20 protein-coding genes are annotated in these 20,622 nt (G+C 60.1%); 15 read left to right on the top strand and 5 right to left on the bottom strand.

Translation table 11 applies throughout. The annotated features are described in order from the left end of the window. The first annotated feature begins 78 nt into the window (after nt 1-78). The 11 genes from ACRC0P_RS18185 (at nt 79) to ACRC0P_RS18135 (ending at nt 10,238) form a co-directional block, all read left to right on the top strand. Nucleotides 79-1,098 carry a DNA polymerase III subunit delta' gene (locus tag ACRC0P_RS18185; protein WP_438632720.1) on the top strand — a complete coding sequence of 340 codons (1,020 nt, stop codon included), beginning with the start codon at nt 79-81 and terminating at the stop codon, nt 1,096-1,098. Between the two features lie 160 nt (nt 1,099-1,258). Beyond that, on the top strand, nt 1,259-1,612 hold the full coding sequence (locus ACRC0P_RS18180; protein WP_183456921.1) for a PilZ domain-containing protein: 354 nt from the start codon (nt 1,259-1,261) through the stop codon (nt 1,610-1,612). Next, on the top strand, nt 1,612-2,388 hold the full coding sequence (locus ACRC0P_RS18175; RefSeq protein WP_438632719.1) for a TatD family hydrolase: 777 nt from the start codon (nt 1,612-1,614) through the stop codon (nt 2,386-2,388). Before ACRC0P_RS18180 ends, ACRC0P_RS18175 begins: the two co-directional genes overlap by 1 nt. Before the next feature lie 16 nt (nt 2,389-2,404). After that, nucleotides 2,405-3,028 carry a dUTP diphosphatase gene (locus ACRC0P_RS18170; RefSeq protein ID WP_438632721.1) on the top strand — a complete coding sequence of 208 codons (624 nt, stop codon included), beginning with the start codon at nt 2,405-2,407 and terminating at the stop codon, nt 3,026-3,028. Nucleotides 3,029-3,210: 182 nt separating this feature from the next. Continuing rightward, entirely contained in the window at nt 3,211-4,191 is a 981-nt protein-coding gene (locus ACRC0P_RS18165; RefSeq protein ID WP_438632718.1) for a malate dehydrogenase, read from the top strand. A gap of 508 nt (nt 4,192-4,699) precedes the next feature. Then, nucleotides 4,700-5,221 (top strand): DUF2244 domain-containing protein, encoded by a 522-nt coding sequence (locus ACRC0P_RS18160; RefSeq protein ID WP_438632717.1) that lies wholly within the window; start codon nt 4,700-4,702, stop codon nt 5,219-5,221. A 335-nt stretch (nt 5,222-5,556) separates the two neighbouring features. After that, complete coding sequence (gene bcp / locus ACRC0P_RS18155; RefSeq protein ID WP_438632716.1) at nt 5,557-6,033, top strand: thioredoxin-dependent thiol peroxidase; 477 nt, start codon at nt 5,557-5,559, stop codon at nt 6,031-6,033. 381 nt (nt 6,034-6,414) lie between these two features. Then, the gene (locus ACRC0P_RS18150; protein WP_183456937.1) at nt 6,415-6,861 is read left to right on the top strand and encodes a helix-turn-helix domain-containing protein; all 447 of its coding nucleotides are present in this window, start codon (nt 6,415-6,417) and stop codon (nt 6,859-6,861) included. A 110-nt stretch (nt 6,862-6,971) separates the two neighbouring features. After that, nucleotides 6,972-7,304 (top strand): preprotein translocase subunit YajC, encoded by a 333-nt coding sequence (yajC, locus tag ACRC0P_RS18145; protein ID WP_438632715.1) that lies wholly within the window; start codon nt 6,972-6,974, stop codon nt 7,302-7,304. A 178-nt stretch (nt 7,305-7,482) separates the two neighbouring features. Then, a complete protein-coding gene (locus tag ACRC0P_RS18140; protein WP_438632714.1) occupies nt 7,483-8,493 on the top strand; it encodes a 1-aminocyclopropane-1-carboxylate deaminase/D-cysteine desulfhydrase in 1,011 nt (336 codons plus the stop codon). Nucleotides 8,494-8,570: 77 nt separating this feature from the next. Further along, nucleotides 8,571-10,238, top strand: a complete 1,668-nt coding sequence (locus ACRC0P_RS18135) for an alanine/glycine:cation symporter family protein (protein ID WP_438632713.1) — start codon at nt 8,571-8,573, stop codon at nt 10,236-10,238. Between the two features lie 165 nt (nt 10,239-10,403). On the opposite strand, the gene ACRC0P_RS18130 is transcribed toward ACRC0P_RS18135, so the two are convergent. Together ACRC0P_RS18130 and ACRC0P_RS18125 are read right to left on the bottom strand one after the other, a co-directional pair. After that, a complete protein-coding gene (locus tag ACRC0P_RS18130; RefSeq protein ID WP_438632712.1) occupies nt 10,404-12,551 on the bottom strand; it encodes a M4 family metallopeptidase in 2,148 nt (715 codons plus the stop codon). 690 nt (nt 12,552-13,241) lie between these two features. Then, on the bottom strand, nt 13,242-14,576 hold the full coding sequence (locus ACRC0P_RS18125; protein WP_438632711.1) for a glutamine synthetase family protein: 1,335 nt from the start codon (nt 14,574-14,576) through the stop codon (nt 13,242-13,244). Between the two features lie 164 nt (nt 14,577-14,740). Between ACRC0P_RS18125 and ACRC0P_RS18120 the strand changes: the two genes are divergently transcribed. From ACRC0P_RS18120 to ACRC0P_RS18110, 3 genes are all read left to right on the top strand, one after another. Continuing rightward, on the top strand, nt 14,741-16,048 hold the full coding sequence (locus ACRC0P_RS18120; RefSeq protein WP_438632710.1) for an NAD(P)/FAD-dependent oxidoreductase: 1,308 nt from the start codon (nt 14,741-14,743) through the stop codon (nt 16,046-16,048). Nucleotides 16,049-16,166: 118 nt separating this feature from the next. Then, nucleotides 16,167-16,847, top strand: coding sequence for a TetR/AcrR family transcriptional regulator (locus ACRC0P_RS18115; RefSeq protein ID WP_438632709.1), 681 nt, complete (start codon nt 16,167-16,169; stop codon nt 16,845-16,847). Further along, the gene (locus ACRC0P_RS18110; protein WP_438632708.1) at nt 16,844-17,749 is read left to right on the top strand and encodes a 5'-nucleotidase; all 906 of its coding nucleotides are present in this window, start codon (nt 16,844-16,846) and stop codon (nt 17,747-17,749) included. Before ACRC0P_RS18115 ends, ACRC0P_RS18110 begins: the two co-directional genes overlap by 4 nt. 2 nt (nt 17,750-17,751) lie before the next feature. Here the strand turns inward: ACRC0P_RS18110 and ACRC0P_RS18105 are convergent, their stop codons facing one another. After that, nucleotides 17,752-18,456, bottom strand: a complete 705-nt coding sequence (locus ACRC0P_RS18105) for a helix-turn-helix transcriptional regulator (protein WP_438632707.1) — start codon at nt 18,454-18,456, stop codon at nt 17,752-17,754. 71 nt (nt 18,457-18,527) lie between these two features. Continuing rightward, nucleotides 18,528-18,947: a VOC family protein gene (locus ACRC0P_RS18100; protein ID WP_438632706.1), complete on the bottom strand. Its 420-nt coding sequence runs from the start codon at nt 18,945-18,947 to the stop codon at nt 18,528-18,530. 230 nt (nt 18,948-19,177) lie between these two features. Here ACRC0P_RS18100 and cysB point away from each other — a divergent pair, with 230 nt between their 5' ends. Beyond that, a complete protein-coding gene (gene cysB / locus ACRC0P_RS18095; protein ID WP_438632705.1) occupies nt 19,178-20,149 on the top strand; it encodes an HTH-type transcriptional regulator CysB in 972 nt (323 codons plus the stop codon). Between the two features lie 17 nt (nt 20,150-20,166). On the opposite strand, the gene ACRC0P_RS18090 is transcribed toward cysB, so the two are convergent. Further along, complete coding sequence (locus ACRC0P_RS18090) at nt 20,167-20,448, bottom strand: hypothetical protein (protein ID WP_438632704.1); 282 nt, start codon at nt 20,446-20,448, stop codon at nt 20,167-20,169. Between the last annotated feature and the right edge of the window lie 174 nt (nt 20,449-20,622).

Genomic DNA, 20,622 nt, shown 5'->3' with positions numbered 1-20,622 from the left:
ATGCCCGCGATCTGATTCACTTGTCGGGATCGCGGGCATGGCCCGCTCCTACAAAAAACTTTGGAAGACTGCCCCCAAGTGCCCGAAACCAGCGAAAACCCAACTGTCCCGTCGCCGCTGCCCTGGCAGGCCGAGCAGTGGCAGCGACTGGGCGCCCAGTGGCGCGCCGGGCGCTGCCCGCACGCGCTGCTGTTCAGTGGCCAGCCGGGCCTCGGCAAGCGGCGTTTCGCCGAGGCCTTTGCCGCTCTGGTACTGTGCGAACACCCACGAGATGGCCTGGCCTGCGGCGACTGCCGGGGCTGCCGTCTGTGGCGGGCGGGCTCGCACCCGGATTTCCTGCGCGTGGAACCGGAAAAGCCCGGCGGGCCGCTGAAAGTGGAGCAAATCCGCCAGTTGGGCGGTTTTGTGGGCCGCACCAGCGGCCGCGAAGGCGCGCGGGTGGTGTGGCTGGCACCGGCAGAGGCAATGAACGTCAACGCCGCCAACGCGCTGTTGAAAAACCTCGAGGAGCCCGCCACAGCGGTGATCTTCCTGCTGGTCAGCGACTCGCCCTCCGGCCTGCTGCCCACCATTCGCAGTCGCTGCCAGTCAGTGGCTTTCCCCGCACCTTCGGAAGAGGCCGCACTGCGCTGGCTGCACGAGGGCGGGCTCGACGGACAATCCGCGCGCAGCGCCCTGGTCCTCTCCGGCGGCGCCCCGTTGCTGGCGTTGGAGCTGGTGGAGCCGGAAGCGCGGGAGGCCCGCGAACAGTTTCTCGCTGACCTCGTCGCGCTGGCGCAGGCCGCCGAGGCGCCGGTGGTCGCAGCGGGCCGATGGGAGAATCCCGGCGAGGGCATCGAGTTGAGCCAGCTGCTGAAATTCTGGCAGCAATGGCTGGCGCAGATGCTGCGCGCGCGCAGTTGTGACCTGACCGCGGACCGGCAGGTTATCGGGCTGCTGCAGCGGCTGCCCGGCAGGGGTACGGAAAGCCTGCGGCCGCTGTTCAGTTTTTCCGACCAGTTGGCCGAGGCGCGCCAACTGCTCAGCGGCGGAGCCAACCCCAACAAGCGCCTGCTGTTGGAGGACCTGTTGATCCGTTGGGCGAAGTTGTACGCGTAGCGAGCACTGCTCGCTGTACAACTTCGCGACCGGCCATGGATGGCCGGGCCGGGCGCCGCTCCAGGGATGGCTGCTTGAGACGAATTCATGGCCCCAAAATTCTGGACACCCGCTGTATGCTCCGCTACCGTACCGACAACCAAAGAAAAGAGGTCCGGCCATGAAAGCCATGGGTGGCGGTGCCCGCAACGGTATCCTTTCACTGAAAATCCAGGACAAGTCCGTACTTTACGCGGCCTACATGCCCTTCGTGAAAAACGGCGGCCTGTTTATCAGTACCGACAAATCCTACGACCTCGGCGACGAGGTGTTCCTGCTGCTGAACCTGATGGACGAACCGGAAAAAGTCCCGGTAGCCGGTAAAGTGGTGTGGGTTACCCCGGCGGGTGCCCAGGGCAACCGCACTCCCGGTATCGGTGTGCAGTTTTCCGACAAGGACAACGTCGCCCAGAACAAGATTGAAACCTACCTGGCCGGGTCCCTGGAATCCAGCCGACCGACTCATACCCTGTAATGCTAGTAGACTCACACTGTCATCTCGACCGACTCAAACTGGACAAATTCGACGGCGACCTGGACGCGGTACTCGAGCTGGCCCGCAGTCGCGGTGTCGGCAGGTTTCTGTGCGTTGGTATCAGCCTGGAGAACGTCGATCGGGTAGTGGATATCGCCGGGCGTCATGAGGATGTGGTCTGCTCCGTGGGTGTACACCCACTGGATGTGGACTCCGGCCTCGCCGATGTGGACAAGTTGCTGGAGCTGGCGCAGAAGCCCAAGGTGGTGGCCCTCGGGGAAACCGGGCTGGACTATTACTACAGCACTGACACCAGAGAAATACAGCAGCAGAGCTTTACCGCCCATCTCCAGGCCGCTGGTCGCGCGCGACTGCCGGTGATAGTGCACACCCGCGATGCCCGCGATGACACCATCCGGCTGATTCGCGAGCACGGAGATCCGGAGCATGCCGGCGTACTGCACTGCTTTACCGAGAGCTGGGAGATGGCGAAAGCCGCGCTGGACCTGAATTATTATATTTCCCTGTCAGGGATAGTGACTTTCAAGAACGCCGGGGAGCTGCGCGACGTAGCGCAAAAACTGCCGCTGGACCGGCTGCTGGTGGAAACGGACTCTCCCTACCTGGCACCGATCCCCTACCGGGGTAAACCGAATATTCCCGCCTACGTGCGCGAAGTGGCCGAATTTATCGCCGAGTTGCGGGGAATTCCCTACGAACAACTGGCCGAAATCACCACAGAAAATTTTCACCGCCTGTTCAAACGGGCCGCCTGAGGAAATCCATTCCATGATGCGACAACAGTTGCAGGCCATGCTGGCTCTGCAAGATGAGATCAATACACTGGTCAGCGATAACTGGCGCGAACGGAACCATGCTTGGTACCGGGCCATCTGGGTCGAGAGCGCGGAGCTGCTCGATCACTACGGCTGGAAGTGGTGGAAAAAACAGCAGCCGGACATGGATCAGGTCAAACTGGAACTGGTGGATATCTGGCACTTCGGCCTCAGCCTGGAGCTGCAGCAGGGCAGTCCCGAGCAGGTGGCCGGGCGTATGCAGACGGAATTCGAAGGTGGGCAGAGAGAGCCCGGCGATTTCCGTGAGAACCTGGAAGCCTTTACCCTCAATACCCTGACCAGTCGCCAGTTCGACCTGGTTGGCTTCGCCCAATTGATGGTCGACGTAGAGCTGTCGTTCGAAGAGCTCTACCGCCGCTATGTAGGCAAGAATATTCTCAACCGCTTCCGCCAGGATCACGGCTACAAGGATGGGGGCTATGTAAAGAACTGGGCCGGCCGCGAAGACAACGAGCACCTGGCAGAGCTGGCCGGACAGTTGGACACGGGCGCCCCGGATTACAGCCGTCAGCTCTACACCGCACTGCAGAGCCGCTACCGCGAGCTGGCTGTCGCGTAGGGTGCGCCATGGGTACCGTTTGCCCGTGCGCGCTCGGGTACACCATACCCAGTATTTGCGTCATTCCTTACGCCCGCGGCTCGCGGGTCTCCGGCCCGCCAACAGAGCTGGAACTCCACCCCAGGTGCAATTTACCCCGAAACCCCTATAATGCGGGCGCCTGAAAACTACGGAGACTTATCGTGAAAGCACCTGTTCGTGTTGCTGTGACCGGCGCTGCCGGTCAGATCAGCTATTCGTTGCTGTTCCGCATCGCATCTGGCGAAATGTTGGGCAAAGACCAACCGGTTATCCTGCAACTGCTGGAAATCACCCCGGCGCTGGAAGCCCTCAAGGGTGTGGCCATGGAACTGGAAGACTGCGCCTTTCCACTGCTGGCGGGCATTGTGCAATCCGATGATGCCACCGTGGCCTTCAAGGATGCCGATTACGCGCTGCTGGTCGGTGCGCGGCCCCGCGGCCCGGGTATGGAACGCAAGGACCTGCTGGAAGCCAACGCGGCGATCTTCTCTGCCCAGGGCAAAGCCTTGAACGACGTGGCTTCGCGCAATGTGAAAGTGCTGGTGGTGGGCAACCCCGCCAACACCAATGCACTGATCGCCCAGCGCAACGCCCCGGACCTGGACCCGCGCAACTTCACCGCCATGACCCGCCTGGACCACAACCGCGCGCTGTCGCAACTGGCCAATAAAGCCGGTTCCACGGTCAATGATGTCACCCATATGACCATCTGGGGCAACCACTCCTCCACCCAGTACCCGGATCTGTATCAAGCCAAAGTGTCCGGTGCAGCGGCCATGGAGAAGGTGGAGCAGGACTGGTACGAAAACGACTTTATCCCCACCGTCCAGCAGCGCGGCGCGGCTATTATCAAAGCCCGCGGTGCCTCCTCCGCTGCCTCCGCCGCCAACGCCGCCATCGACCACATGCGCGACTGGGCTCTGGGTACCGCCGAGGGCGACTGGGTGAGCATGGGGATCTACAGTGACGGCTCCTACGGCATTCAGGAAGGACTGATCTACTCCTACCCCTGCACCTGCAAGAATGGCGACTGGGAAATCGTCCAGGGCCTGGAGATCAACGATTTCTCCCGCGGGAGAATGACCACTACCGAGCAGGAACTGGCGGAAGAGCGGGATGCTGTGGCGCACCTGCTGCCATAATTGCGAATTGCCGGATAAGGCAGTTCAGTGAAGCGAGAAGCCCGCATCATTGCGGGCTTTTTTGTGCGAAGCACATTGTGGGAACCTGCCCAGCAGGCGAAAAGACGGTGCTAAATGGCAACGCCATTATTCCAGCAGGCTGGCTCCCACAGGATTGTGGTCCATGACTCAACAGCACTAAGAATGGTTCCGCGGACTCTGAAACTTGAGTTATAACATCCTGGAGAGGCATGAGGCAGCCAATCTGCCCGCTCCCTTCTGCAAACGCATCCAATCGCACTCGGACAACCTCAAAGACACTCTCGACCAGTTAGCCCGGATATCGTCGAGCTGAAGTCATTTACCCCGAACTCCAAGGCCATAAACACTTGTGAAAGGCTGGATCGATGGCACCGCAGCAAATGGTGGCGTGGCACTGGCCGCCGTGGGCTCTATAGAGGGGAACCCTCGTTGGGCTCCTTTTACCACGGTGCTACACTGAAATCAGGCAGCATCCGGAACCGCAGTTATGGTCACCGAAGTCGGCCGCACTTCTCCCCGCAGCGCCTGCATCCTGCTGGCCCCCAACCAGTCCCTGTCCCTGTCGGGCAATCTCTGGGTATTCATCTCCCTGGTGGCCGTTTCCCTGGGCATCAGCCTCGCCTTCGCCTTCGCCGGGGCCTGGATGATCCTGCCCTTCGCGGGGCTGGAGTTGCTGTTGCTGGCGGTGCTGTTCGGCTATGTGTACCTGGAGGGGTCCCGCCGGGAGGTGATTCGCATCAACGCAGAGCGGGTGGTATTGGACTGCTGCCAGGGCTATCGGCAGCAGAGCGTCTATCATCAGGAGTTTGCCCGTGACAGCCTGTCGGTGCTGGTGCGTATGGGGGGCAGCGCTACGGAACCGGCCTCCATCAGCTTCAGCGGGCCCGAGGGTTGCCTGGAGGTGGGCCAATTTCTCACCGATGCCGAGCGGGCTTCGCTGGTGCAGAAGCTGGGTGAATGCGGTATCTGCGCACAGAAGGAGCGCTGCTACCGGGTAGAGGAGTTCTGACTTTAATCCGCTTTTCGCACCCGTATAATCCCCGCTGGTTTAGCAGCTCTAGTGTGGTGTAAGGTACTAAATGCGGTTATCAGAGCCCCCCAAAATGTTCACAGTTAGGCGCAGCTCGCAGGGAATGGTCATTCCATTTTCAAGAGCTGCAACGCAGCTGTGGACATTTTGGGGGACTCCCTTCGGGCGGGCCGCTAAGCAGCCATCTGCGGCGTTGCATTTGCTTGACGTAGAACAACTACGCCAGCGCAAATGCGCCTTGCATCTGGCCTCTTAGCGGCCCGCTGATATCCGCATTTAGTACCTTACACCACACTCACACTAAGGGGGCATCGATGGCATTTCCCAAGATCGGCAATCTGGCGCCGGCCTTCACACTGACGAATCAGAGCGGCGAGAAGGTGGCGCTCAAGGATTTTCGCGACAAAAAGAACCTGGTGCTCTATTTCTATCCCAAGGCGCTGACACCGGGCTGTACCACCCAGGCCTGCGGCATTCGCGACAGTGCCGGGGATTTCGCCAAACTGGATACCGTGGTGCTTGGGGTAAGCCCGGACCCCGAGAGCAAGCTTCAGAAGTTCATCGACAAACACGAGCTGAATTTCGACCTGCTTGCCGACGAGGATCACAAGGTTGCCGACAAGTACGGCTGCTGGGGTCTGAAGAAATTTATGGGACGGGAGTACATGGGGCTGCTGCGCACCACCTTTATCATCGACAAGAGTGGCCGTCTGCGCCATATCATCGACAAGGTCAAAACCAAGACCCACCACGACGAAGTACTCGGCTGGATTCGGGAAAACCTGGCATAGCCTTGTTCTCCGTGGGGGCTGAACCCGCGTTCGCCCCCGGCTCCCGGAATCCTGATTCGCCGTTCTTACCCCTCATTTGTGACAGGGTCCAAAAAAATCACCTGTCGTCCCTTGCATTTTCCCTCCATGGTCTATACTCCGTTGTGTAAAGGTGCGCCGGCACCGGAATTGTACCCCCTCGGGGGAGATGCCGGAGCGTTACAGGATAAAATTTGTACAACTCTGTGAAGGATTCGATGTCTGTTTCAGGTGCATCCCAGCACTCAGATAGTAGCCGGCTCTCGCAATAAGCCTGGGAGAGCAGGTTGTGGTAACAGGGAATCGCAGGAAGCGGGCGTAGAAGAAAAATCGCGGCTCACGGACCCCATAAGGAGCAGCTCAATGAACCAAATCCAGCCAGACCAGGCTTCTCTTTCAGAAGACAAGCCCCTGCAGCAGGCCAGACTCTCTGGTGACTCCAATATCCTCGACCAGTTGCTGGCACCGCCGGAAGCGACCAGCTTCGGTATAGCCGCGCGAGTGATCGATGTGTTGGAGCAGCGTATCGGCAAGGCATCCCTGGCAATTCGCCCGGTGTCCTCCGATCTCAGCATGTCCACCCGTACGCTGCAGCGCCGCCTGCAGGAGCACAATCTCAGCTTCGCCTCGCTGCGCGATCATGTGCGGTTTCGCCACGCGGTGCACTTTCTCAAGGACACTGCGCTGAGTGTCGACGGCATTTCCCGTATCCTGGACTTTTCCGACAGGACCAGCTTCACCAGCGCCTTCAAGCGCTGGACGGGTATGTCACCCACCGGCTACCGCCGCCAGGTGCGCCAGCGTTTTTGACCCTCTCAGGGAGAACGGGCCGGCCTTGGCCGGCCCTATGCATTGCCTGCAGACGACAAACCCGCTAGAGTTGGCCCACAATTATTCAAGGCCGATTCTTAGAGGTTTTCATGAGCTTTTTTATTCCCGCTGCTGTGGCACAGGAGGCGGCTCCGGCGCCACAGGGTAACCCCATCATAACCCTGCTGATGTTCGCGGGCCTGTTTGCGTTTATGTGGTTTTTCATTATCCGCCCGCAACGCAAACGTCAAAAGGAACACCAGGAACTGGTCAGCGCATTGAAGAAAGGCGATGAAGTGGTGATGACCAGCGGTATGCTGGGGCGCATCGACAAGGTGGACGATGACTACATCGTTCTGGAGGTCGCCGACAAGGTGTCGCTCAGATTCCAGAAAGTAGCCGTGCACGCGGTACTGCCCAAAGGCACGATCAAGAATATCTGATACTGCGACACATTTGACGGAAACCCGGCGTGCCCGGGTTTTTTTATTGCGCGGGAGCGGGGAACTTCAGTTTCATATGCTGCCACAGGCCCCCTAAATTTGTAGGAGCGGCCATGGGCGGATGGCCGCCCCGCCGCTCCTACAGAGGCGCAGAGCCTTACGTCGTGAGGAAGAGCCTATGTCTTTCACTTATCCGCCCCGGATTCACATGGCCCGGCTTCCCACGCCGCTCCAGCCTCTGGACCGGATCACTGAAAAGTTCTCCACTCCCCACGGGGGTCCGCGCCTCTGGGTCAAGCGGGACGATCTCACCGAAACCGCCATGTCCGGCAACAAGCTGCGCAAACTGGAGTTTATTGCCGGCGCGGCGAAGGAGCAGGGCTGTGACACCCTGATCACCTGCGGAGGCGTGCAGTCAAACCACTGTCGCACCACGGCGCTGGTGGGCGCACGCCTGGGGCTGCGGGTGCAATTGATCCTGCGCGGCGAAGAGGAGGCGGTGCCGGATGGCAACCTGCTGGTGGATTACCTGGCGGGCGCATCGGCGGCCTTTTACCCTGCGCGCCAGTACTTCGCCGAACTCGACGAGTTGTTCGCCCACTGGCGGGACTTCTACGCCCAGCGCGGCCATAAGGCGCTGTGTATTCCCACGGGAGGCAGCGACGGCCTGGGTGTCTGGGGTTATATCGCCGGCGCCGAAGAGCTGCTCGCGGATTGTCGGGACCGGGGTTTCGAGCCTGAACATATCATCTGTGCCACCGGCAGCGGCGGCACACAGGCCGGCCTGACCCTGGGCTGCCACCTGCTGGGCAGCCGGGCGCAGGTTACCGGTTATGCGGTGTGCGATAACGCCGAGTATTTTCAGCGCAAGGTACGGGGCGATATTGAGCAGTGGTGTGAAGCGGGAAACACCTTGCCGGACGGCGAGAAGCTGAACATTCAGGTCAATGCGGGATATATTGGCCCCGGTTACGGTGAGGCCGATGAGCCTGTATACCGCGCTATCGCTGAGGCGGCCGGGCAGGAGGGACTCTTGCTGGACCCGGTTTACACCGGCAAGGCGTTCACTGGCCTGCTGCAGGAACTCCACCGGGGCTGTTACCACGATACTGAGAATCTGGTATTCGTACATACCGGCGGCCAGTTCGGATTATTCCCCCACCGGGAGAAGTTTTCATTCCTCTTATAAACTTTTCCGGAAACTGCTAACCTGCGCAACGATTGGCATTTGCCTCTGTACAGAAAATAATCAGAACTAAAGTAGTGGTGGTTAGTTTGGAATCTTTCAATCATCTGCTCTTATCACTGGATGGAATCCTCGGCTCCGCGCCCTGGTTCCCATGGGTGCTTTTGGGCGTCGGCCTTTTCTTTACCCTGTATCTCGGATTTCCCCAGATCCGTTATTTCCGCCACGCAGTTAAAATCACCCAGGGCAAGTACGACAAGCCCAGTGACCCCGGCGACACCTCCCACTTCCAGGCCCTGGCCACAGCGCTGTCCGGTACTGTTGGCACCGGCAATATCGGTGGTGTGGGGCTGGCGATTTTCCTCGGCGGCCCAGCGGCGCTTTTCTGGATGTGGATCACCGCGTTCCTCGGCATGACCACCAAGTTCGTCGAGGTGACCCTGTCGCATAAATACCGTATCAAAGCGGCGGACGGTTACTACGCGGGCGGCCCTATGTTTTACATGGAGCGCCGGCTGAACATGAAATGGCTCGCGGTACTATTTGCGATCGCCACGGTAATCAGTTCATTCGGCACCGGCAGCTTGCCGCAGGTGAACAATATCGCCCAGGCCATGTACGATACCTTCGGTCTGAACAAGGCCCTGACCGGCGGCGTGCTGGCGATATTGCTGGGTATGGTGATCATCGGCGGTATCACCAGGATTGCCAAAGTCACTTCCACCATCGTGCCGGTGATGGCTGTGTTTTATGTGATCGGCGCTTTGGCGGTGATCATCTACAACTACCAGAATATCATTCCGTCTTTCCTTGCCGTATTCAGCGGTGCTTTCAACGGTAGTGCCGCCGCCGGCGGTTTCCTCGGCGCCAGCTTCGCCTACGCCTTCAACCGAGGGGTGAATCGCGGTCTCTTTTCCAACGAGGCGGGGCAGGGCTCGGCACCCATCGCGCACGCCTCTGCGCGAGCGGATGAGCCGGTGTCCGAGGGCATGGTTTCCCTGCTGGAGCCGTTTATCGACACCATTATCATTTGTACACTCACCGGTCTTGTGATTCTGTCGTCCGGAGCCTGGACGGAAAAATACCTGAACCAGTTCGAGCGCGCCGACATGTTCGTGGTGGCCGGCTCTTATAGCGACAAAAATCCTGAAGATGTGGACCAGTTGTACAACTTCCTGCGCGGCAAAGAGAGCGAGGTGCAGTACTACAGCGGTTCTGTGGTGGTCGCCGATGGCAGGGCGCTGAACGAAGGGGAGTTCACCCTGATCAACGCCCGCTCCGTGGCAGAGGATGTCGAATACCGGGTAGGCGAAGATAATTACAGCGGTGTGCTGACGGTAACGGAAGGCAGGTTCGCCAATCTGGATGTGGATATTTGGGGCAACTCACTGCTGCACTCGGTGGCGCTGACCAACCGTGCCTTCCAGAAGGGGTTTTTCGGTGAGTACGGCAGCCTGATTGTCACCTTGGGCATTCTTCTGTTCGCCTTTTCCACTGCCATCGCCTGGTCCTATTACGGCGACCGCTCGATGATTTACCTGCTCGGCCCCAGGGCGGTAATGCCCTATAGGCTGGTGTATGTGGTGGCCTTCTTCTGGGCTGCCATCGAGGACACCACGATAATCTGGAATCTGTCCGCGGTGACGATCGTCATTATGACGCTGCCGAACCTGTTCGGTATTTCCGTGCTGGCCAGGGAGATGAAGGGTACGGTGAAAGAGTACTGGAAAGATCCCAGTCACAAGTAAGGTGATTTATCTGTAGGAGCGGCGGGGCGGCCATCCGCCGCTGGCCGCGATCAATCTATCTTTTCCTGGCACAATCCATCGCGGCCGGCGGCCGCTCCTACACAACAGAGCAACAAAAAAGGGGCAGCCACTGGCTGCCCCTTTCTCATTTTACCTCAACCAAAGTCAGGGGCTCGCCTGCGCCGCCAGGGTCACTCCGGAATAGGCGGAGTAACCGCGGATGCTGATATACCAGGTTCCCGCACTTGGATTGCTGAAGCTGCAGTTCTCATCACTGCCCCACTCGTAGGGGCGGCAATCGTAGCTGCCGGTGGTGGGCTGGGCGCCGTAGCGCACATACAGGTCGCCGTCGCCGCTGCCGCCGGACATCTGCACATCCAGGGAGGACATACCGGAATTCACCTCCAGGGTGAAGTGCTGCCAGGAGCCCTCACTGCCGGAGAGGTTGGCTTCCTCCCAGCCGGTGTCTCCGCCGCCGCCACCGTTTTCATCGAAGCTGCCCACCAGGCTCACGCCGGAGAAGCTGCTGTAGGCGCGTACCATCACGTAGTAGGTGCCGGCCTGAACGTTGGAGATGCTACAGGTCTCGTTGTTGCCGCTGTTGTAGGGCCGGCAGTCGTAGCTGGAGCTGGTGGGGGCGGAACCGAAGCGCACATACAGGTCCGCGTCGCCGCTGCCGCCGGACGTCTGGAACGCCAGATTGCTGGCGCCGTCGGGCACTTCCAGGATGTAGTGAATCTCATCGCCGGTACTGCCGAACAGGTCGCTCTCCGGTACGCCATTCTCCAGTTCGCCACCGCCGGGGTTGCCGCCGCCACCGCCGCAGTTGGCAGTGGACACACCCACGGTGTCAAAAGCACTGGTCACCGCGCTCAGGTCGTAGGTCAGGTCCTCGGTGGCCGATACCACGCCGCAGGCTGCGTCCACATAGTTGGAGGTGGAGTTCCAGTACATCTGGTTGGCGAGCACGAAGATATCGAACGCCTGCCGGGTGTCCCAGCCGTTGCTGTTGGCGATCAGGTAGAAGGCCCGGTTGAAGACGCCGGAACTGTAATGCACGTCCATGCCGCTGTAGTAGTCGGAAGCGTGGCCGATGGAGCTGCCATCCTGGGTCGGGTCCTCAAAGTAGCGCAGTGCGCCGTTGCTCTTGAATATCTCCGCTCCCACCAGCCAGTCGTTGCTGCCGCGCATATAGTACTCGGCGGCCTCGCCGGCGATATCGGAGAAGGCCTCGTTGATACCACCGGGCTGGCCGGAGTACCGCAGGTTGGAGTTTTGTTCGGTAAAGCCATGGCTGACCTCGTGGGCGGATACGTCCAGGCTGACCAGCGGGTAGAAGGTGTTGGCGCCGTCGCCGAAGGTCATCTGGCTGCCGTCCCAGAAGGCGTTTTCATAGTTGTTGCCGTAGTGCACGCGCATACGCAGTTTTTGGGTCAGCGGCGCCGTGCCGTACCAGTCGCTGTACATATCGAAGACCACTCCGCCGAAGAAGTGGGCGTCATTCAGCGGCGAGTAGGCGCCGTTGATGGTCTTGAAGTCGTTGTACGGACAGGTGAACTGGAAAACACTGCCGCCAAAGGTACCGTGGTTCATGTTGACGGTTTCGACATTGGTGGTGTCCATTCGGCAGCTGTCATCCACGATCATCGCCGGATAATCGGTGCCGTATTCGTACTGCCCGGTCTTCTGGTTGCCTCCGGGGCCAGTGGCTTCCTGGGCGTGGGTGATACCCTCCCAGTGTTCCAGAACTTCGCCGGTCAGGGCGTCAATGAAGTAGAAGGGCCGGGACGGCTCATCGCCGTATTCCACCCAATTGACCAGATAGGCCAGGCGGGCGCGATCCTGGTCGTCCACATGGATATAGAGCTGTTGGCGCGGGTTCTTGGCGGCCAGCTTCAGCGCCGGCACCGAGAGCGCACCGGTAACCAGCCCCTCCTGGACGCGATTGTTGATGACCTGTGACATCGCCCGCTCCAGCGCATTCGCCGCCTTGATTGAGGGCTGCACGGAGGGCACCTCGACAGTCAGGCCGGTGAGCACATCGCCGCTGACTTCCGCGGCCAGCCCTTGGCCCGATGCGCTGGTGACGGTCTGCCCCCACACCGGTATGCCCTCGTGGACCTGGCGATAGCGGGTAATGGTTTTGCCATTGGCCAGGGTGCGGGAGCGCACTTCCTCCAGTGTGACATCCGTTCCCGTCGCGGCCAGGCCCTGGGCGGAAAGCATATCCGGGGTCGCCGGAATACGATCCGCAGCCTGGGCGCCGGCCATCACGGCCAGTGAGCAGGTAATCCCTAATAGATGCTTCTTCATTGTCTTATATCCCTAGTTGCTTTGGTTGTTCGCCGGATCTCCACGGGCAGGGGGATCACCCCTGTGCGATGCTTTTCCGGCGACCGTATCCCTGCGCCGGAAAAAGCAAAGCCACACACCCGTACAGGCCGGCTCGCTGGAATGGTCAGAATGCAGAAGACAGACCGGAACACCGGAAGGGGCCGCGACTGGCGGCGGTGGTGCTCCGCTTTCTCTAAACCATAAAGTTTGCGTGTCCGGTGTTCCCGGACCGGTTAAGAGTACAGCGATTGATGGGGATTGATGACAGGAAAATTAAAAAAATAGCGGAGTAGTTTGTTATTTTTGCGAATCTTTTCACATATTGAGAGGGCTATCCCTCTTGAAAGAGACCTTTTGGTGCGTTAGTTCCATTCCGTACAAGTATAAAAAGGCCCCCGGCAGGCGTAATGCTGTCCATTAAACGCTGATGCCGGAGCACAATGGCACTAAGTTAAGACCTGGGCGGACCTGCTACCGGGGGCTTTTTGCGGGACACGGGCTGGGCGCCCCCCTAAATCCATCCCTGGAGGCTTGTCCGCGAGGTCCCTCTCGCAGACAGTCCCGCAAAAAGCCCCCGGCATCAGGTCCTTCGCATCATGGTTATGGTTTAACTTAGTGCCATTCATGCCGGAGCGCTATTCAATATTTTTTTACACTACGCTGAAGTTCTTACACATTCAGCAACAAAAATTCCCGTTCCCAGGAACTGATCACCCGGTTGAACTCCTCGTACTCGTCTCGCTTGATCGCACTCCAGGCGCGCACGAATTTCGCCCCGAACATCTCTTTGGCCTCCCTGCATTCGAGCAGGAGATTCAGGGCGTGTTCCTGGGTCCGGGGCAGGGTGATGGGCTCTTCCGAGCAGTCGCCCTCGTAAGGCGCGCTGGGTTCCACCTGGGTGATCATACCCAGGTAGCCGCAGGCCAGGGATGCGGCGATGGCCAGGTAAGGATTGCAGTCGGCGCCGGGGAAACGGTTCTCCAGGCGTTTGCCCTGGGGTGAACTGTCCGGCACCCGCAGGCCGGTGGTGCGGTTGTCGTAACCCCAGTGCAGGCTGGTGGGTGCGGCCATCTCCGGGGTGAAGCGCCGGTAGGAATTTACGTTGGGGGCGAAGAAAGAAATAAATCCGGGGATATACTGCTGCATGCCGCCGATGAAATGCAGAAAGATTTCATTTTCCTCGCCGCGGTCGTCCACAAAAATATTCTTGCCGGTCTCCGCATCGACGATGCTCTGGTGCAGGTGCAGCGCGCTGCCCGGCTCCTCTTCCATCGGCTTCGCCATAAAGGTGGCGTAGATGCCGTGACGAAAGGCGGTTTCGCGCACGGTGCGTTTGAAGGTAAACACCTGGTCAGCCAACTTGAGGGGATCACCGTGCAGGAAATTGATTTCCATCTGCGCGGTGCCGGACTCGTGGATCAGCGTATCCACATCCAGGCCCTGCGCCTCGCAGAAATCGTACATATCCTCGATGATCGGTTCATACTCGTTGGCGGCATCGATACTGTAGGATTGGCGGGTTTTCTCCGTGCGCCCGGAGCGGCCCACGGGAGCGGAGAGTTTTTCGTCCGGGTCCAGGTTGCGCTTGACCAGGTAGAATTCCACCTCCGGCGCGACGATCGGTTTCCAGCCCCTGGCCGCGTATTTGTCCAGCACGAACTTGAGAATATTGCGGGTGCTGATGGGGTGGGGCTTGCCGTCGCGGGTATAGCAATCGTGAATGATCTGCGCGGTGGGTTCGTTGGCCCAGGGGTTCAGGCGGATGGAATCCGGGTCCGGCACCAGCAGCATATCGGTATCCGCCGGGTCCACCAGTTCGTTGTGCTCGTCGACATAGTCACCGGTGACCGTCTGTACCAGGATGCTCTCCGGCAGGCGGCTGTCTTCAGTGAGAAATTTGTCCGTAGGGGTAAATTTGCCCCGCGCATTGCCGGACATATCGGGCACCAGGCACTCCACTTCGGAAATATCGTGTTCTGCGAGCCACTGTGTAATCTTGTCCATGTTGCACCTAGCGTGAAAAAGGTCGAGGGTAGTATAAGCGCGGCCGGCAGCGTATCCGCCACTACCTTTGATTATGTTAACAAACCGAATTATTATTCAATTTAAACTTGGTCATGGTTCGGTTTTTGCGCCGATGCCCAGCATTTTTGAGAGAGAAGCCGCCTATGACTGCCTCCGGCAGGGTAACCAAACTGGTCGGCCACACCGACTCCTATTACGCCGCCAGCGCTAACCGGGCTCCGGTATATCCGGCGCTCGAGGGCACTGTGGAGGCGGATGTGTGTGTGATCGGCGCCGGCTACACGGGCCTGTCTTCCGCTCTTCACCTGACTGAGCGCGGTTACAAAGTGGTGGTGCTGGAGGCCGAGCGGGTGGCCTGGGGCGCCTCCGGGCGCAACGGTGGTCACGTGGGCGTGGGGCAACGCCGCGGCCAGGAGGACCTGGAGAAAATGCTCGGCCGGCACACCGCCAAGTGCCTGTGGGATATGAGTGTGGAGGCGGTGCAGTTGGTGGAAGCGCTAATCCACAGGCACGAGATCCGGTGCGACCTGAAGCGCGGCATTATGCACTTGGCCGCGAAGCGCAGCCACAATGAGCACCTGAAAGAGGAAGTGGAACTGCTGCGTGAGCGTTACGGGTACGGGCAGATACGCTATGCGGACGAGGAGGAGGTCCGTTCGCTGGTGGGTTCGGAGCGCTACTTCGGGGCCCAGGTCGACAGCGGTTCCCTGCACCTGCACCCGCTGAATTTCGCCCTGGGGCTGGCGGACGCCGCCGCAGCAGCCGGAGTGCAGTTCTACGAGCACAGCCGGGTAACCCGCTACCGCGGAGGCTCCCCCTGTATCGTGGAAACCTCAAAGGGGCGGGTCCAGGCGGGGAATGTGGTGCTGGCTTGCAACGGCTACCTGGGCAAACTGGAGCCGCGCATGGCGGGCAAGATCATGCCCATCAACAATTTCGTGCTAGCCACCGAGCCGCTGTCGGAGTCCCTGGCCAAAGAGTTGATCGCCAACGACTACGCCCTGCAGGACACCCTGTTCGTAATCGACTACTGGAAGCTCTCCGGCGACAACCGGCTGATCTTTGGCGGCGGCGAAAACTACTCTTCCAGATTTCCGCAGGATATCCGCAGCTTCGTGCGCGAATATATGCTGCGGGTTTACCCGCAATTGGCAGACACGCAAATTGATTTCGGGTGGGGCGGTACTCTGGCGATCACCCTCAACCGCATGCCCCACCTGGGGCGTTTGGAATCCAATGTGTTTTACAGCCAGGGCTACTCCGGCCACGGCGTACCTACCGCCACTCTTGCCGGCAAGTTGATCGCCGAAGTGATCTCGGGCACGGAGGAGCGCTTTGATGTATTGGCGCAAATTCCAACACCGACTTTCCCGGGCGGTACACTCTTGCGCTGGCCGGCGCTGGTGGCGGGGATGCTCTATTACAGCCTGAAGGACAAACTGGGGCGGTGATCTACAGGTGGATTCCTCCGAGTGCTGCGCGAAACAGGCTGATGCCCTCGGCTGCGCAAAAGGGCGTCCTGTCGTTCTGTCGTGATAAACTCCGCGCATCCGGCAGAAGGAAACGATCTTGTCCAACGCAGAGCAGAGAAAGCGCAGAAGCCAGCTTGCCCCCCGGCGCGAACCGGTGCAGGCCCGCGCCCGCGAGCGCACCCGGCAGATACTGGATACCACCGGGCGGTTGCTGGAAGAGGTGGGCTTGAACGATCTCACCACCATTCTGATTGCGAAAGAACTCGGCGTCTCCGTCGGCTCCCTGTACCACTACTTCCCCAACAAGCACGCCATCCTCTACGCTATGGGCGAGCAGTGGCTGGCCAGTATGACCGCCGCGCTCGAGGAACTGGCCGGGGAAGACCTGGAGCACTTGTCCCTGGAGGCGTTTCTCGACCAGTTGTTGGAAAACCTGATCGCCGTCTACCGCGAGCAGCGCGGCCTGCTGCCGCTGGTACAGGCCATGTGGGGCATTCCGGAGCTGCACGAACTGGACGAGCGCCACGACGAACTGGTGATCAGCCACCTGACGGCGATGTTCGCCCGCCTGGGTTTCACCTGTCCGCCCAACGAACTGAACCGCCTCTCCCGCGCCACCCTGGAGTGTTGTCACGCACTCTTCCTGGTGATCGTGAACCAGAAGGGCATCCGCTCCCAACGCACTCGCGACGATCTGCACCTGATGCTGCTCACCATGCTGCAATCCCATCGAAACCAGAGCCGCCCGGGCGGCCGCAACGACGTGGAGGCGCCGTGAGCACACAGCTGAGCGACAAACTGGTGATCGCTATCTCCTCCCGGGCCCTGTTCAACCTCAGCGACAGCCACCGGGTGTTCGAGGAGCAGGGCCTGGAAGCCTTCGCTGCCTACCAGATGGAGCACGAGAACGACGTGCTGGAGAAGGGCGATGCCTTCCCGCTGGTGCAGAAATTCCTGCAGATCAACCAGCGCCTGGAGCAGTCGCGGGTGGAGGTGATACTGCTGTCCCGCAACAGCGCCGACACCGGCCTGCGGGTGTTCAACTCCATCGAGCACTACGGCCTGGACATCACCCGCGCCGCCTTCTGCAACGGCGAGAGCCCCTGGCGCTATATCGCGCCCTTCGGTTGCCACCTGTTCCTGTCCAGCGACGGCAGCGACGTGCGCCGGGCGCTGGAGCGGGGTGTGGCGGCGGCCACCCTGGTTGCCGGCAGTTCCCGCGAGCGGGAGGACGACATCCTGCGTTTCGCCTTCGACGGCGACGCGGTGATTTTCTCCGATGAAGCGGAGCAGATCTTCAAGCGCGACGGCCTCGCCGCCTTCGCCGCTGCTGAGCGCGCTTCGGCGCAGCAACCCTTGGGAGGTGGTCCCTTCAAGGGATTTCTCGAGGCGTTGCAGCAGTTGCAGGCGGAGTTCGCTGCAGAATCCTGTCCGATCCGCACCGCGCTGGTCACCGCCCGTTCGGCACCGGCCCACGAGCGGGTAATCCGGACACTGCGGGCCTGGAATATCCGTATCGACGAATCGGTATTCCTCGGGGGCCTGCCCAAGGGCGAATTTCTCCGCGCCTTCGGTGCCGATGTCTTCTTTGACGACCAGCCTGCCCACTGCGCCTCTGCGGCGGAACACGTGGCTACCGGCCACGTCCCCCACGGGGTGGCCAACGAGCCGGTATCGTAGTTTCAAAAGGCCTTGTCATTGAATTCCGGATCGTACTGGCGGATATAGGCCGCCAGCGATTGATGGGGCTCCACCTGAAACTGCTCGCCGGTCAGCTCCGCGCCGAGGATACGGTCCAGTCGGAACAACCGGTGGTCGTCGCGCAGCCGGCACCAGGCGAGGAGTGTCCAGGCCGCGCCCCAGTAAATCAGTCCCAGGGGATTGCAGTGCCGTTGCGAGCGCCTTCCCTGTTCATCTTCGTAGTCCAGCCATAACACCTCCCGGGCTTTGACTGCCTGGCGAATCAGCGCGCCGAAGCGGGCTTTTTCACTGCGGTGCAGATCGGGAACCAGCAAGGTGGCCCGCTGGTGGTCCTGTTCCTGCACCACCCTGTCCGGCAGTACCGAGCGGATCTTGTGCAGCGCCGAATCCGCGGCGCTGCCGATATCCTCATCCCCCCAGCCCTGCACCATACGTACGCCCAGCAGCAGTGCCTCCAGTTCCTCCTCGCTGAACATCAGCGGCGGGATAAACGATCCCCGCCGCAGCCGGTAGCCGACACCCGCCTCTCCCTCAACCGGCACTCCGGACAGTACCAGCGACTGCATGTCCCGGTAGAGGGTCCGCTCCGATACTCCCAGCCGCTCCGCCAGAGCGCGGGCGGTGATGGCGGAACGGCGGGCGCGCAGCAGAGTCACCAGTTGCAGCAGTCGTTCGGATTTGTTCATTTGGATAGAGTTGGCCGGCTTTTCCGCGAAACGATACCGGATAGGGTCGCCGCGGGATAGCCGGCCGAAGATCAGGCGGGAGCGGCGGCCTTGCTTTCATCCCAGTACATGGCCTCTATTTTGTGCCCGTCCAGGTCACGCACGAAGCAACCGTAGTAGGCTTCTCCGTACTGTGGGCGGGGGCCGGGTTCGCCCTCCGCGGTGGCGCCGGCATCCAGGGCGGCACTGTAGAAGGTATCCACCAGTTCCGGGCTATCGGCCAGGAAGGCAAAGTGCACGCCATTGCCCACACTGGCCTCTTCGCCATTGTGGGGCGGGTGCACCCAGAATTCAGGGAAAGCCTTGCCGTAGGCCACGGCCTCCGGGAAATCCAGCACCCGGCGCACGCCCAATGTTCCCAATACTTTGTCGTAGAATGCCCCGGCCTCGGCGAAGTGGTTGGTTCCGATGGACACATGGCTCATCATGGAGGAGTTTTCGGTTTGGCTCATGGAGATCTCCAGTTGGTTGTCAAAGATCCCAGGGTAAAAGAGCCTGCTGTCAGTTTGTGTCAGTAGCCTCACCGCGAGGGGAAAATGGGTTCGGCTCACACTCCCATCAGTGATTGGCTCTCATAAGGTTTGGCTGCTATTCTTTTCTCGCATAAAATAACCAAGTTTTTATAACTTGTGCAGGCGGTCACAAGCCGCGCCTGCAGAGGGAAAATCGCCAGGGAGAAACCATGAAGCTTCAGCAGTTGCGTTATATCTGGGAGGTAGCCCATCACGACCTCAATGTTTCCGCGACGGCACAGAGCCTTTATACCTCCCAGCCGGGCATCAGCAAGCAGATCCGTCTCCTGGAGGATGAACTAGGCGTAGAGATCTTTGCCCGCAGCGGCAAGCATCTGACCCGCGTAACCCCGGCGGGCGAGGCGATACTCAAAACCGCCGGCGAGATCATGCGCAAGGTGGAGAATATCAAGCAGGTTGCCCAGGAGTTCAGCAACGACAGAAAGGGCAGCCTGTCCATCGCCACCACCCACACCCAGGCGCGCTATGCGCTGCCGCCGGTGATCAAGTCCTTTATCGCCCGCTACCCGGAAGTCTCCCTGCATATGCACCAGGGCACACCGATGCAGATTTCCGAAATGGCCGCGGACGGCACCGCGGACTTCGCCATCGCCACCGAGGCCCTGGAGCTGTTCAGCGACCTGGTGATGATGCCGGCGTACCGCTGGAACCGCTGTATCCTGGTACCCCGGGACCACCCCCTGTGCCAGCTCGGCAAGCTCACCCTGGAAGAGGTGGCCAGGCACCCGATCGTCACCTATGTGTTCGGGTTTACCGGACGCTCCAAACTGGATGAGGCCTTCCTGGAAAAAGGGCTGTCGCCCAAAGTGGTGTTCACCGCCGCGGACGCGGATGTGATCAAGACTTATGTGCGCCTGGGATTGGGGATCGGTATTGTCGCGGATATGGCGGTGGACGAAGCGGACGAGGACCTGGTGGCGCTGGATGCCAGCGGACTGTTCGAATCCAGCGTCACCAAGATCGGCTTCCGCAAGGGGATATTTCTGCGCGGTTTTATGTACGAATTTATCCAGCAGTTCGCACCGCACCTGACTCGGGACTTAGTGGACCAGGCCACCCACGCGGCTTCGCGGGCGGAAGTGGACGAGTTGTTTTCGGGGATGGAACTGCCGGTCTACTGAATCAACGGCCAAAATAATCAATTGGTCATTGGCTCCAGGACTTCCTTGGCGAACTTGAAATACACGGTGTAGATCTGTGGCTCAGTATCTTCGTTCTCCACCAGGAAGAAAGGGGCGCGGCTCACATTGTGCTCTCTCGCCAGCTGTATGCCCGGGCTCTCTGAGTCGCGCTCGTCGGCGATCAGGGTCTCATCGATAAAACGCAGCTGATCGTTCTGCTCCAGTCTCTCTTCCACATCCCGGCACTTGGCGCAAGGGGAGCCGTCGGCGAGGATTTTCTTGACCAGGGTTATTTTCACTTCAGATTCCTTGTTATTCCGGTTGGCGCTGAATCTAGCAGAGCGCCTAATAACTTTGAAATATCAATAGTGGATAGCGTTATAACTTTTGGGCGTGAGAAAACTCCCTGTAGGAGCGGCCCATGGCCGCGATCAGACTTCCAGCGCACAACTGAAAGATTGATCGCGGCCATG

This window comes from Microbulbifer sp. (assembly GCF_051659245.1).
Lineage (GTDB): Bacteria > Pseudomonadota > Gammaproteobacteria > Pseudomonadales > Cellvibrionaceae > Microbulbifer.
This window is presented reverse-complemented; position numbering and strand designations above follow the sequence as displayed.

Coding starts and splice junctions, on each gene's coding strand:
- ACRC0P_RS18140 (WP_438632714.1), top strand. CDS start 7,483: ATGTCTTTCACTTATCCGCCCCGGATTCACATGGCCCGGCTTCCCACG.
- ACRC0P_RS18100 (WP_438632706.1), bottom strand. CDS start 18,947: ATGAGCCAAACCGAAAACTCCTCCATGATGAGCCATGTGTCCATCGGA.
- ACRC0P_RS18180 (WP_183456921.1), top strand. CDS start 1,259: ATGAAAGCCATGGGTGGCGGTGCCCGCAACGGTATCCTTTCACTGAAA.
- ACRC0P_RS18170 (WP_438632721.1), top strand. CDS start 2,405: ATGCGACAACAGTTGCAGGCCATGCTGGCTCTGCAAGATGAGATCAAT.
- ACRC0P_RS18130 (WP_438632712.1), bottom strand. CDS start 12,551: ATGAAGAAGCATCTATTAGGGATTACCTGCTCACTGGCCGTGATGGCC.
- cysB (WP_438632705.1), top strand. CDS start 19,178: ATGAAGCTTCAGCAGTTGCGTTATATCTGGGAGGTAGCCCATCACGAC.
- yajC (WP_438632715.1), top strand. CDS start 6,972: ATGAGCTTTTTTATTCCCGCTGCTGTGGCACAGGAGGCGGCTCCGGCG.
- ACRC0P_RS18150 (WP_183456937.1), top strand. CDS start 6,415: ATGAACCAAATCCAGCCAGACCAGGCTTCTCTTTCAGAAGACAAGCCC.
- ACRC0P_RS18120 (WP_438632710.1), top strand. CDS start 14,741: ATGACTGCCTCCGGCAGGGTAACCAAACTGGTCGGCCACACCGACTCC.
- bcp (WP_438632716.1), top strand. CDS start 5,557: ATGGCATTTCCCAAGATCGGCAATCTGGCGCCGGCCTTCACACTGACG.
- ACRC0P_RS18175 (WP_438632719.1), top strand. CDS start 1,612: ATGCTAGTAGACTCACACTGTCATCTCGACCGACTCAAACTGGACAAA.
- ACRC0P_RS18160 (WP_438632717.1), top strand. CDS start 4,700: ATGGTCACCGAAGTCGGCCGCACTTCTCCCCGCAGCGCCTGCATCCTG.
- ACRC0P_RS18105 (WP_438632707.1), bottom strand. CDS start 18,456: ATGAACAAATCCGAACGACTGCTGCAACTGGTGACTCTGCTGCGCGCC.
- ACRC0P_RS18125 (WP_438632711.1), bottom strand. CDS start 14,576: ATGGACAAGATTACACAGTGGCTCGCAGAACACGATATTTCCGAAGTG.